Origin of the sequence: Actinoplanes cyaneus (genome assembly GCF_016862095.1) — a bacterium.
GTDB lineage: Bacteria > Actinomycetota > Actinomycetes > Mycobacteriales > Micromonosporaceae > Actinoplanes > Actinoplanes cyaneus.
Map to the genome: position 1 here is coordinate 19,645 of NZ_BOMH01000035.1, position 12,156 is coordinate 31,800.

10 protein-coding genes are annotated in these 12,156 nt (G+C 71.4%); 5 read left to right on the plus strand and 5 right to left on the minus strand.

The window, feature by feature from the left end:
- Positions 1 to 92: 92 nt before the first annotated feature.
- Positions 93 to 587: a hypothetical protein gene (locus Acy02nite_RS22290; RefSeq protein ID WP_203743531.1), complete on the plus strand. Its 495-nt coding sequence runs from the start codon at positions 93 to 95 to the stop codon at positions 585 to 587.
- Between the two features lie 306 nt (positions 588 to 893).
- On the opposite strand, the gene Acy02nite_RS22295 is transcribed toward Acy02nite_RS22290, so the two are convergent.
- From Acy02nite_RS22295 to Acy02nite_RS22305, 3 genes are all read right to left on the minus strand, one after another.
- Positions 894 to 2,552, minus strand: coding sequence for a fumarate hydratase (locus tag Acy02nite_RS22295; RefSeq protein ID WP_203743533.1), 1,659 nt, complete (start codon positions 2,550 to 2,552; stop codon positions 894 to 896).
- A gap of 70 nt (positions 2,553 to 2,622) precedes the next feature.
- Positions 2,623 to 3,900, minus strand: a complete 1,278-nt coding sequence (locus tag Acy02nite_RS22300) for a PQQ-binding-like beta-propeller repeat protein (RefSeq protein WP_203743535.1) — start codon at positions 3,898 to 3,900, stop codon at positions 2,623 to 2,625.
- Between the two features lie 62 nt (positions 3,901 to 3,962).
- The gene (locus Acy02nite_RS22305) at positions 3,963 to 4,448 is read right to left on the minus strand and encodes an Lrp/AsnC family transcriptional regulator (protein WP_203743537.1); all 486 of its coding nucleotides are present in this window, start codon (positions 4,446 to 4,448) and stop codon (positions 3,963 to 3,965) included.
- Positions 4,449 to 4,583: 135 nt separating this feature from the next.
- On the opposite strand from Acy02nite_RS22305, the gene hppD reads away from it, so the two are divergent.
- Genes hppD through hisC form a run of 3 tightly spaced genes read left to right on the plus strand, consistent with a single transcriptional unit; the run spans position 4,584 to position 7,911 of the window.
- Positions 4,584 to 5,702, plus strand: coding sequence for a 4-hydroxyphenylpyruvate dioxygenase (hppD, locus tag Acy02nite_RS22310; protein ID WP_203743539.1), 1,119 nt, complete (start codon positions 4,584 to 4,586; stop codon positions 5,700 to 5,702).
- 53 nt (positions 5,703 to 5,755) lie between these two features.
- The gene (locus tag Acy02nite_RS22315; protein WP_203743541.1) at positions 5,756 to 6,832 is read left to right on the plus strand and encodes an RDD family protein; all 1,077 of its coding nucleotides are present in this window, start codon (positions 5,756 to 5,758) and stop codon (positions 6,830 to 6,832) included.
- Positions 6,829 to 7,911 (plus strand): histidinol-phosphate transaminase, encoded by a 1,083-nt coding sequence (hisC, locus tag Acy02nite_RS22320; protein WP_203743543.1) that lies wholly within the window; start codon positions 6,829 to 6,831, stop codon positions 7,909 to 7,911. The genes Acy02nite_RS22315 and hisC overlap by 4 nt, the downstream gene beginning before the upstream one ends.
- Positions 7,912 to 8,383: 472 nt before the next feature.
- On the opposite strand, the gene Acy02nite_RS22325 is transcribed toward hisC, so the two are convergent.
- Positions 8,384 to 9,604 (minus strand): MFS transporter, encoded by a 1,221-nt coding sequence (locus Acy02nite_RS22325; protein WP_239175095.1) that lies wholly within the window; start codon positions 9,602 to 9,604, stop codon positions 8,384 to 8,386.
- 46 nt (positions 9,605 to 9,650) lie between these two features.
- Between Acy02nite_RS22325 and Acy02nite_RS22330 the strand changes: the two genes are divergently transcribed.
- The gene (locus Acy02nite_RS22330; protein WP_203743547.1) at positions 9,651 to 10,838 is read left to right on the plus strand and encodes an ROK family protein; all 1,188 of its coding nucleotides are present in this window, start codon (positions 9,651 to 9,653) and stop codon (positions 10,836 to 10,838) included.
- Positions 10,839 to 10,992: 154 nt separating this feature from the next.
- On the opposite strand, the gene Acy02nite_RS22335 is transcribed toward Acy02nite_RS22330, so the two are convergent.
- Entirely contained in the window at positions 10,993 to 12,147 is a 1,155-nt protein-coding gene (locus Acy02nite_RS22335) for an outer membrane protein assembly factor BamB family protein (protein WP_203743549.1), read from the minus strand.
- Positions 12,148 to 12,156: the final 9 nt, after the last annotated feature.

The following is a 12,156-nucleotide window of genomic DNA, read 5'->3' on the forward strand; positions in this document are numbered from 1 at the left end:
ACGCTCGGTTGGACGTGAGCCGGAACGGAACGTACCGTCGGGCGGGGTTCCTGACCCCGTTGCTCTGCCCCCCGACGAAGAGGATCGACGACATGCGAGCCGCCATCCTGGCCGTGCTTGCCGGCAGCGTGCTGCTGACCGGCGCCGCCTGCGACAGCGATGCGCAGGTTTACGACGCCGGCGCGCCGGCGCCCTCCGCCACCTCCCCGGCGCCGGACTACTCGGCCGACACCGCGCTCGTCTGCGGAAAGCTGAACGAGGTCTTCACCGGCAAACTGGACGACTTCGGCGCCGCGATCGGCAAGATGATCGCCTACAAGGAGGCCAAGCAGGCCGACAACGTCGCCAAGGCGGAGAAGTCGGCCGCCGCGGAGCTCCAGTCGGCCGGCGCGCAGATCCGTAAGGAGACCAGCGTCGCGCAGAACCCCGAGCTGAAGCAGGCCGGCGAGACGTCGGCGGTGAAGTTCGAGACGAGCGCCAGGGACCGCAAGTACATCAAGAACATCAAGACCGCCGCGGACCTGGACAAGACGCTCAAGCCGCAGCTCACCGAGTGGATGAGCCCCGTCGCCGGCTACTGCGCCTGACGAGCGGGACCGGAAGCCCCGCCCGCAGCGCGCCACCCGCGCGAGCAACGCACGCCTGACCGCGCAGCGCGGAACCCGGGCGAGCAAGGCACCACTCACCCTCGCAGCGCGGGTCACGCTCCTGGCTGGTGCTCACGGTTGTCATGAGGCACGAATGACAACCGTGAGCACCAGCCAAGAACAGCGAGGCGCGCCGCCGCCCGGACCCACCGCGAACCTCGCGCGGGCACGGGCGGGACCGGGTCGTGTCGCCTGAGAACGGGCGGCGAAAACGTCGTACCGTAAGCGGATCTTGAAGTTGATCCTTCAGCGTTTGCCGATGCTCAGCACGGGCTTGGTGACGGCCTCGAAGAAGTCGTTGCCCTTGTCGTCGACGACGATGAACGCCGGGAAGTCCTCGACCTGGATCTTCCAGACCGCCTCCATGCCGAGCTCGGGGAACTCGAGCACCTCGACGTGGCGGATGCAGTCCTGCGCGAGGCGGGCCGCGGGGCCGCCGATCGAGCCGAGGTAGAAGCCGCCGTGGGCCTTGCAGGCGTCGGTGACCTGCTGTGACCGGTTGCCCTTGGCCAGCATGATCATCGAACCGCCCGCGGCCTGGAACTTCTCCACGTAGGAGTCCATCCGCCCGGCCGTGGTCGGGCCGAACGAGCCGGACGCGTAACCCTCCGGAGTCTTGGCCGGCCCCGCGTAGTAGACCGCATGATCACGCAGGTACTGCGGCATCGGCTCACCCGCGTCCAGCCGCTCGGCGATCTTGGCGTGCGCGATGTCGCGCGCGACGACGAGCGGGCCGGTCAGGGACAGGCGGGTCTTCACCGGGTACTTGCTGAGCTCGGCGCGGATCTCGGCCATCGGGCGGTTGAGGTCGATCTGGACGACCGGCTCCTCGTTGAGATCCACGTCGGGCAGGAAGCGCGCCGGGTCGGTCTCGAGCCGCTCCAGCCACACCCCGGACGGCGTGATCTTGGCGACCGCCTGCCGGTCGGCCGAGCAGGAGACCGCGATCGCGACCGGGCAGGACGCGCCGTGCCGGGGCAGCCGGACCACGCGCACGTCGTGGCAGAAGTACCGCCCGCCGAACTGCGCGCCGATCCCGAAGTCGCGGGTCAGCTCCAGGACCGCGGCCTCCAGCTCGAGGTCCCGGAAGCCGTGCGCGAGCATCGAGCCGCCGGTGGGCAGATTGTCCAGGTACTTCGCGCTGGCCAGCTTCGCCGTCTTCAGCGCGTGCTCGGCGCTGGTGCCGCCGATCACGATCGCCAGGTGGTACGGCGGGCAGGCGGACGTGCCGATCAGCCGCAGCTTCTCGTCCAGGAACTGCATCATGCGCTTCGGGTTGAGCAGCGCCTTCGTCTCCTGGTAGAGATACGACTTGTTGGCCGAGCCGCCACCCTTGGCCATGAACAGGAACTTGTACGCGTCGGGGTGCCCGTTCGGGTCCTCCGCGTAGAGCTCGATCTGGGCCGGCAGGTTCGACCCGGTGTTCTTCTCGTCCCACATGGTGAGCGGCGCGAGCTGCGAATACCGCAGGTTGAGCCGCGTGTACGCCTGGTAGACGCCGAGCGCGATGGCTTCCTCGTCGAGCCCGTCGGTGAGCACGTGCCGGCCGCGCTTGCCCATCACGATCGCGGTGCCGGTGTCCTGGCACATCGGGAGGACCCCACCGGCCGCGATGTTCGCGTTGCGCAGCAGGTCCAGGGCGACGAACCGGTCGTTCGGCGACGCCTTGGGGTCATCGATGATCGCGCGCAGCTGCGCCAGGTGCGCCGGCCGCAGGTAGTGCGCGATGTCGTGCATCGCCTCGGCGGTGAGCTGGGTCAGCGCCGCCGGCTCGACGGTCAGGAATCGGCGGCCGCCCGGGCCCTCCACGACATCCACGCCCTCGTCCGTGACCAGGCGGTATTCGGTCGTGTCGTCGCCGGTCGGCAAGAGCGGCGAGTAGGTGAAAGCGGCGCCTCTGCTCATGAGCGGCAAGCCTAGGCCAGCCGGTGTCGGCGATGCGAACCCGCACCCGGCATATGCGCCTGTCGGCGTGTCAGCTGTAGGGCAAATAGGCCATGTCGCGCCCGGAAACCAGGATCAAACCGCCTGGTGCGGCGGTGAAGACCTTCGACTCCGTACGCACTTCCGCCCGCACCGCACCATTCGCCGGATTCAGTGCCGTCACCCGTCCGGACGAGACGACGATCACCGCGTACGGCGTCACCACCGCCCCCGCCTTGGCCCGCCCGCCCTGCCGCCACACCGCCTTGCCGCGCGCGAACGACCAGCCGAGCACCGTGTCGCCGGTGCGGATGACCGCGTACCGGTCGTCGACGGCCAGCACCTCGGAGGTCTTGTCGCCGTACCAGAGGATGCGCCCGTCGGCGGCGTTGATCAGCTCCTGCCGGCCGTACGGGTCGACGCCGAGCACCACGTCGTACCCACCGGCCGGGTCCCGGTCCTGCTTGCAGTCGCTCTCCGCGGTCCGCAGGTTGAGCCCGTCCCGCTTCCACACCGTCCGGTTGTTCGGCGGCGAGGTGGCCACCACGCCGTAGTAGCAGGTGCCGTCCCGGGCGGTCCCGGTGATCGTCAGCACCCGGCCGCCGACCACGGCGATCCGCTGGTCAGCACCGCTCTCGACGGTCTGGACGAGCTTGCCGGTGGCGGTGTCGATCACCCGGACCTTGCCGTCGTCAGGCAGCCCGAAGAGCCCGGGCATCATCGCCGGCCCGGCCGCGTCGTCGTCCACGTCGCCGGTGCCGAGCCGGCGGGAGTCCGGCACGTCCGGGTTAGCGGCGTGCAGCACGAAGCCGATCCCGCCGGTCGCCACCGACCAGAGCCGCGAGCCGGCCCGCGGATCCCAGGCGGTGAGCCGGCAGTCGTTGCCGCTCGCGCAATGCAGATCCACGATCCCGTTCTGGTACGCCCAGACCGCGCTCGCCTCGGTGTCGGCCCGTTTCACAGTGCCGGTCCGCGCGTCCAGCACCTGGTAGCCCTTGGTGAGCAGCCGGCCGGTGACCACCACGGCGTCGCTGCCCTGGCCCGCGATCACGGCCCAGTCGGCGTCGGACTGCCACGTCTTCACGGCCGTGGTCAGGTTGTACGCCTCCACCGACGTCCGGTACTCGACCACCACCGACTCGCCGACCACCGAGACGCTCTGCGGCGTGCCACCGAGCCGCTGCTGCCAGCGGGTGCCGGGCGCGACGGGCCCGCTCGTGCTGACCCACTCCCACAGTTGCGGGAACGGGTTCCACACCCCGGTCGTGGCCAGCACGGTGACCGTGACGGCAGCGACCAGCGTGACTCCCTTCCACGTGCCCGAGGCCATGCGCGAACACTAATGACCTCGATCCACCGGCCCCACGAGCGTAGAAAGCCCGTGTCGTGGGCTTATATCCGGCTTGCGGCCTTCGTCAGTGGCACCGTCCGGTACGGGATCAGCTCGGCCAGCGCGATGATCGTGTGCGCTCGCCGGATCCCCTCGTAGCCGACGATCTGATCGATCACGCGCTGCAGGTCGGCGTTCGAGCGGGCCACGATCCGGCACAGGATGTCACCGCTGCCGGTGATCGTGTGCGCCTCCAGGACCTCGGGGATCTCGGCCAGGTGACCGGCCACCGCGTCGTGCCCGTAGCGCTGACTGATCTCCAGGGTCACGAAGCTCATCACCCCGAAACCGATCATCGCCGGCACGACCTCGGGCCCGAACCCCTTGATCGCGCCACGGGCGGTCAACTTGTCGAGCCGCGCCTGGACCGTGCCGCGAGCCACCGCGAGCCGCCGGGAGAGTTCGAGCACCCCGATGCGCGGCTCGGCGGCGAGCAGTTCGACCAGCCTCGCGTCGAGCTCGTCGAGCTGCACAGATTGCTCGGCCATCCCGGGTCACCTCTCTACCGATTGCACAGATTGACCAGCACTTTCGGCGACTCTTGCCCATCGCTGTGACCTGCGTCAACCTCGGCCCCAGGACGTGCCGCTCACGAGGCGGCCCCCGTAGGAACCGGAGGGACGATGCAACCCGAGACCCGCACCCCCGATGTCTTCCCCGTCAAGGGCGTCGACCACCTGCGCTTCCTGGTAGGCAACGCCCGGCAGGCCGCTCACTTCTACTCCACCGCCTTCGGCATGCGCTGTGTCGCGTACCGCGGCCCGGAGCAGGGGTTCCGCGACCACGCCGAGTACGTGATGGTCAGCGGTGGCGCCAAGTTCGTGCTGACCGGCATGGTGCACGCCGGAGCCCCCGGGGCCGAGCACGTGACGAAGCACGGCGACGGCATCTCGGACATCGCCATCGAGGTCCCGGACGTCGACGCCGCGTACCGGCACGCCACCTCGACCGGCGCCCGCGGCGTGACCGAGCCGTACGACCTCAAGGACGAGAACGGCACCGTGCGGATGGCGGCGATCGCGACGTACGGCGACACCGTCCACTCCCTGGTCGACCGTTCCGGATACGACGGCCCGTTCCTGCCGGGCTTCGTGGCGCGCGAGCCGATCGTGGCCGTCCGCCCGAAGCGCTTCTTCCAGGCCGTCGACCACGTCGTCGGCAACGTGGAGCTCGGCAAGATGGACGAGTGGGTGGAGTTCTACCGCCGCGTCATGGGCTTCACCAACATGGCCGAGTTCATCGGCGACGACATCGCCACCGACTACTCCGCGCTGATGTCCAAGGTCGTCGCGGACGGCACCCGCAAGGTCAAGTTCCCGCTGAACGAGCCGGCGATCTCGCAGCGCAAGTCGCAGATCGACGAGTACCTGGAGTTCTACGGCGGCCCGGGCGCCCAGCACGTGGCGCTCGCCACCAACGACATCCTGACCACCGTCGACGCGATGCGCGGGGCCGGTGTGGAGTTCCTCAACACGCCGGACTCGTACTACGACGACCCGGAGCTGCGCGCCCGGATCGGCCAGGTGCGGGTGCCGATCGAGGAGCTGAAGAAGCGCCGGATCCTGGTGGACCGCGACGAGGACGGATATCTCCTGCAGATCTTCACGGCCCCCGTGCAGGACCGTCCCACCGTATTCTTCGAGTTGATCGAGCGGCACGGCTCCCTCGGTTTCGGCAAGGGCAACTTCAAGGCGCTCTTCGAAGCCATCGAGCGGGAGCAGGAACGCCGCGGCAACCTGTGACGCACTGACCTGCGCGCAGGGAACCGTCAGACACTCGTGGTAAAGGTTTGCGCATGAGTTCCCTTCCCGCGGGTTGGTACAAGGACCCGGCCGACACCACCACCCAGCGCTACTGGGACGGTGAGGGCTGGCTCGGCGCCGCCATCCCGGCCGACGCGGTCCCGCCGGACGGGCCGCCTGTGGTGGTGGAGCTCCCAGCAGCACCGCCGCAGGCCGCGGCGCCCCAGCAACCGGCACCGCCCCAGCAACCCGCACCGCCCCCGGCCCCGCCGGGTCATTACCCGCCGCCCGGCTGGGCGCCGCCCGGCGCCCAGCCTCCGGTGGGCTGGCAGCAGCCGCCCCCGGGGTGGCAACAGCCGCCCCCGGGGTCGCAACAGCCGCCGCCCGGGTGGCAGCAACCCCCGCCGCCCGGCTGGCAGCAGCCCCCGGTCGGGTTCCAGCCGCCACAGCAACCGCCGGCCGGGTGGCATCAGCCGCCGATGCACCCGCAGAGCTGGCCACAGCCCCCGCACGCCTACCTGTACCCGACGCCGGAGGCCCGGCCGCACGGGCTGGCCCTGGCCGGCCTCGGTCAGCGCCTGCTCGCCCGCCTGATCGACATCGTCGTCGTGCTGATGCTCAACGTCGTGGTCAACGGCTGGTTCGCCTACCAGTGGTGGCAGGATTTCCACCCGATCCTCACCAACTACATGGACCAGCTCAGGGCCGGCGCCGAGCCCGCCATGATCGAGCCCACCTCGCGGATGTCGTCCCTCGAGTTGGCGATGATCCTGATCGCGACCCTGCTCTGGCTGCTCTACGAGGCGCCGGCGATCGCCGGCCGCGGGCAGACCCTGGGCAAGATGATCGTCGGGATCAAGGTCGTCGGGGTGCACAGCACCGCCCCGATCGGGTTCCGGCGCGCGTTCGGCCGGTGGGCCCAGCTCGGCGCGTGGACACTGCTGTGGTGGTGCCTGGTCGGGTTCGTCATGCAGTTCCTCGACTCGCTCTCCCCCACCTTCGACCAGCGGCTCCGGCAGGCCTGGCACGACAAGTCGGCGTCCACCGTCGTGGTCGCGGTCCCGCACGGCGCCACCCAGCCCACCGTCGAGGCCGCACCGCGCGGCGAGAACCCCGGAGGACCAGAATGACCCGCCTCACCCGCGCCGACCTGGACGCGCTGCCCTCCTACGTGCCCGGCCGCAACGTCGCCGACCTGGTCCGGGAGCTCGGCATCGCCGAGGCGATCAAGCTGGCCAGCAACGAGGTGCCGTACGGGCCGCTGCCCGGGGTCGTCGAGGCGGTCACCGAGGCCGCCCGGGGCATGCACCGCTACCCGGATCTGGCGGCGCTGCAGCTGCGGGACGCGCTCGCCGAGCGCTACGGGGTCGCGGCCGAGCGGGTGGTCACCGGCTGCGGCTCGGTCGCGCTCGCCGAGGTGCTGGTCAAGGCCACCTGCATGCCGGGGGACGAGGTCCTCTACTCGTGGCGCTCCTTCGAGGCGTACCCGATCATCGCGGCCGGCGCCGGCGCGACCAGCATCCGCGTACCGAACACCGGCGACCACGGGCACGACCTCACGGCGATGGCCGCCGCGATCACCGACCGGACGCGCCTGATCTTCGTCTGCAACCCGAACAACCCGACCGGCACCGCGGTGCGGAAACCGGAGCTCGACAGGTTCCTCGCGGCGGTGCCGTCGGACGTGCTGGTGGTGCTCGACGAGGCGTACCGGGAGCTGGTCACCGACCCCACGGTGCCCGACGCCCTGGAGACGTACGCGGACCGTCGCAACGTCGTCGTCCTGCGGACCATGAGCAAGGCCTGGGGCCTGGCCGGCCTGCGGATGGGTTACCTGGTCGCCCAGCCCGAGGTCGCCACCGCCGTCCGCAAGGTGCTCACCCCGTTCTCCACCAGCCTGGTCGCGCAGGCCGCCGCACTCGCCGCGCTCGCCCAGGAGCAGGAGGTCGTCCGGCGCTGCGGCCTGGTCACCGCGGAGCGGGACCGGGTCACCGAGGCGCTGCGCAAGCTCTCCGTCGACGTGCCGGACAGCCAGGCCAACTTCGTGTGGCTGCCGCTCGGCGACCGGGCGGCGGCGTTCGGCGCGGCCTGCGAGAGCCGCGGCGTGATCGTGCGCCCGTTCCAGCCGGACGGCGTCCGCGTCACCATCGGCACCCCGGAGGAGAACGACGCGTTCCTGGCGGCGGCGGAAGCGGCCCTCAACGCCTGACCGCGCAACTGCGCTCTCCGCCGGCGCCCTCAGAGCCATCAGGATCAACTTCAAGATCTTGAGGTCCTGTCTCCGCTGTGGTCCGGATCGTCGCTCCCGCGGGGACCCTTGCGGGCTTCGCAGGGCCGTGGCCGGCCCAGGACGCGAAACCCGAAAGGGCGACGTCCGTGGATGGGCGCGGTTCCGAAAACCCGTGACGGGCTCGCGTGGCGGGCTGATGCCCTACCTGACAAACCTGGCCGGTCCGCGAATCCGCCGCGGGCCGGCCAGGCTTTTCCTTGCGGCCGGTTACGACGTTAGCCGCCCGGTCGCGCCGTTCGTCCCGGCCGGCGGCATTGACCCCCGAACGGGTGGCCCTTCCCGCCTTCGCCGGCGCGCAACGCGCCGCGCCGCCGTTGCGCCACCCGCCGGTCCTGCAGGTCCCGCTTGGCTCAGCCTGCAACGCGGCCCCGGGGTCGTGCGCGCGCGTGGCTCAGTGCGCGGCGGCGGCTTCGGCGGAGACCCGGTGGTGGTCGTCGGCGCTGATCCGGCTCGGGAACACCTCCCGCGAGGTCAGCACCAGAATCCCGGCGAGCACCGCGAACACCCCCGCCAGCAGCGGCAGCATCCCCAGCTCACCGGCGGTCACGAACCGCTCCCCGACGAACGCGCCACCGCCGATCCCCACCTGGAACGCCACCACGTACACCGCCGAGGCGGCGTCCCGCGCGGTCGGCGCCACCCGCATCGGCGTCGCGCCCAGAAAGACCGGGATAGCCGTGAACGCCCCGCCCCACAGCAGGGTCACCAGGATCGTCGGCACGGTGCCGAGCACGGGCGCGAGCAGCACCACCGACACCGCCTGCACCCCGATCAGGATGAGCAGGACCGGCCCGGGGCGCCGATCGACGTACCGTCCGACCACGAAGTTGGCGAGCAGCCCGACCGCGCCGTACCCGAGCAGCAGCGCGCTGAGCCCGGCCCCGTCCAGCCCGGCGTCCCGGCGTACCAGTGGCGCGATGTACGTGTAGGCGGCGAAGTGCCCGATCACCAGCACCGCGGTCACGGCGCACAGCCGTGCCACCCGCCGGTCCCGCAGGATCAACACCGCGTTGCGCAGCCGTGCCCCGGAGCCCATGGCCATGTCCCGTGGCAGTGGCGGCAGTTTCGGCAGCACCGCGAGCAGCAGCGCCACGCAGACCGCCCCGCCGGCCGCCATCAGCCCGATCGCCACCCGCCAGCCCAGCCACTGCCCGACAGCGGTGCCCAGCGGCACGCCCAGCACGATCGCGAGCGAGTTCCCGATGAAGGTCATCGCGGTGGCCCGGCCGATCTGGTCCGGCGGCGCGAGCCGGGCGATGATCGGCCCGATCACCGACCAGAACACGCCGTGCGCGAGCGCGCAGACGAGCCGGGCTAGCGCGAGCACGAGGAAGGTCGGGGCGAACGTCGCGGCCGCCTGCGAGACGGCGAAAATCGCTACCGTGACGGCGAGCAGGGTGTGCCGGGGCACTCGCATGGTCAGCGCGGTGAGCGGGATCGTGCTGAGTGCCGCGACCACGGCATAACTGGTCAGCAGCAGGCCCACCTGGGCCTCGGTGACGTGCAGCCCGGTCGAGATCTGCGGCAGCAGCCCGACCGGCAGGGTCTCCGCTGTGACGTAGAAGAACGTGGATGCACCGAGAACGACCAGTGCGGGGCGGTGGAAACTCACTCCCGCAGAATAAGCTCTGAACAAGAGCATAAAAAGGGGAACGGATGTGACGACGCGCTCCACCGAACTTCTCCGAGTGGTGCACCGCAGCCCCGGGGTGACCCGGGCGGACGCCGCCCGGCTGGTCGGCATCGGCACCGGCACCGCCACCGAGCTGGTCGCCAAGCTGAGCCGCGCCGCGCTCCTGATCCAGGGTCCGGCCGCGCCGAGCGGCACCCGGGGCCGCCCGACCACCGTCCTGCTCCCGCACCCCGAGGGCCCGCTCGTCGTGGCCGTCGCGATCACCCACGAGATCTGGCGGGCCGAGGTGGTCGAGCTGGGTGGCGCCGCACACACCGCGCTGCAGGGCCGGCACGCGGGCGCCGCCTGGCCCGAGGTCCGTTCGGCGGTGCGGGGCGCGATCGAGGAGCTTCGCGTGCGGTACGGCGGTCGCCTGCGCGCGGCCGGCATCTCCGCCCCCGGCACGGTCTCCCGTGACCGTCGCCTGGACGCGGTCGGCCCCGGCTGGCACGACGCCGACCTGACCGCTCTCTGGCCGGAGGCGGAGGTCCTCGTCGCCGGCAACGACGCCACCCTGGCCGCCACCGCCGAGTCGCGCCGCGGTGCCGCTGTCGACGCCGCCGTCGCCCTGCACCTGCGCATCGAAGCCGGCCTGGGCGGCGCCGTCGTCGAGGACGGCCGCCCGGTCATCGGCGCCCGCGGCGCTGCCGGTGAGTTCGGTCATATGCCGTTCGGCGATCCGTCGGTCCGCTGCCCGTGCGGCGCCCGCGGGTGCTGGGGCGTCGCGGTCGACGGTCACGAGCTGGCCCGCCTCCTCGGCGACCCGACCCCGGTCGACACCCTCTCCTACGCCCGCCGCGTGATCACGTCAGCGGCGGAGCTGCTCGCCGGTGCTCCCGCCACACCGGCTGCCCCCGCGGTCGCGGCCGTTCACGCCGTCGCCGCACCGGTCCCCCCAGCGGTCGCGGCCGTCCGCGCTGTCGCCGCGAATCTCGGCCGTGGCATCGCCGGCCTCGTCAACGGCCTGGACGCGGACCTGGTCACCCTCGGTGGACTGGGCGCCGATCTGCTGGCCACGGTCCCGGAGGAGATCCACGCCGCCTACCGTGACGGGCTGATGTCGATCCACCGCGACGCGCCGCCCCCGATCCGCCCCGCCGCGCTCGGTGACGGCGGCCCCATCGCCGGAGCGGCCGAGGAGGCCTGGGCGGCCCTGCTGCCGCGCCTGGCATAGCCCCACCGGAAACGGAGAAGGCCTGGCAGCGATCGCTGCCAGGCCACTCCCATGCTCTCGCCGCGGACCCGTCACGGTTCTCCGCTGGTGCTCACGGTGGTCGTCCGGGACGAACAACCACCATCAGCACCAGCCGGGCGACGCGGCGCAAACCCTAGATCGAGACGATCAGCACCATGTTGGCCGAGAAGAAGTGCGTCGGCGACTCCGGGTCCTTGGATCCGCCCTTACGCAACCGCTCGATCGCCATGTAGTGCTCGGAGACCTGCACCGCCCCGACGTTCCAGTCGATCTCTTCACGCTTGGACACCCCGAGCCGGAACCGGTACTGCCGGAGCCCGGTCGACGGGTCCAGCGCGACCAGGTCGTTCTTCGGCGTCAGCAGCAGCAGCCGTCCGGGCGGGCCGCCGAGCACCTTCGCCAGCCCGTTCCACGTCCACACCTTGGTCCCGTCGTCCCGGTAACCGGTCACGACCCGGCCCTGGACCCCCACGACGATGCCACCCGCCACCGTCGTCCCCGGGGTGTCGAGCGCGACCGCCCGGCGCGGCTGGAGCAGCGAGGTCCGCCACCCGTGGCTGGCCCCGTCCCGGAACCCGAGACAGTTCGAGTGCCCCACCGGGCAGCCGACCGCGGTGAACGGCCCGGTCGGCCACCCGGCCACCGGCTGCCCCGTGGTGAGGGCGTAGGAGGTGTTCCCGCACACATACGCCCCGCCGGCCGTGGTGAAGCCGTTCGTGCAATCGACCGGAGCCGTGGCACGCCAGCGCTCGGCGCCGGTGCTCGCGTCGTACGCGATGAGCTCCTGCCCTGCCGTGACCAGGACGGTGCCGGAGGAGACCCGCAGGTCCGGCGGATTCCAGACCGTCGGGGCGCCGGTGCGGTGACCGGCGTAATCCGGCGCATCCGGGCCGTCGGCACGCCAGGCGACGTTGCCGGTACGGCCGTCGAGCCCAACCACCACACCGTCGGACCACCGCGTGATCACCATCGTGTCGTCGGTGACGACGCCACTGAGCTGCGCCGGCCAGCGCCGCAGCGACCAGCGTGTCGTGTTCAGCCCGTGGGCATAGATCGGATCGTCCGCGCGCACCTGATGCTTCGCGGCGTAGATGCGCAGCCGATCCTGGAAGATCAGCGGCGCCACATTGACGTGGGCGAACGCGCCGCGCTGGGCGATGACCAGCGGAGGGTAGGGCGTTTTCGCGGTCGCCAGCACTTCGGCGGGCTTGAGGATCCGCCAGCCGACCAAAACCGTGGCCAGCAGCAGAAGCACCGCCGCTGACCCTCGCAGCAGCACTCGTGTCACAGCGGGGAG

What these genes read in the sequence shown, in the direction of transcription:
- Acy02nite_RS22290 (WP_203743531.1), top strand. Translation starts at nt 93, where the DNA reads ATGCGAGCCGCCATCCTGGCCGTGCTTGCCGGCAGCGTGCTGCTGACC.
- hisC (WP_203743543.1), top strand. Translation starts at nt 6,829, where the DNA reads ATGACCCGCCTCACCCGCGCCGACCTGGACGCGCTGCCCTCCTACGTG.
- Acy02nite_RS22295 (WP_203743533.1), bottom strand. Translation starts at nt 2,552, where the DNA reads ATGAGCAGAGGCGCCGCTTTCACCTACTCGCCGCTCTTGCCGACCGGC.
- Acy02nite_RS22305 (WP_203743537.1), bottom strand. Translation starts at nt 4,448, where the DNA reads ATGGCCGAGCAATCTGTGCAGCTCGACGAGCTCGACGCGAGGCTGGTC.
- Acy02nite_RS22315 (WP_203743541.1), top strand. Translation starts at nt 5,756, where the DNA reads ATGAGTTCCCTTCCCGCGGGTTGGTACAAGGACCCGGCCGACACCACC.
- hppD (WP_203743539.1), top strand. Translation starts at nt 4,584, where the DNA reads ATGCAACCCGAGACCCGCACCCCCGATGTCTTCCCCGTCAAGGGCGTC.
- Acy02nite_RS22300 (WP_203743535.1), bottom strand. Translation starts at nt 3,900, where the DNA reads ATGGCCTCGGGCACGTGGAAGGGAGTCACGCTGGTCGCTGCCGTCACG.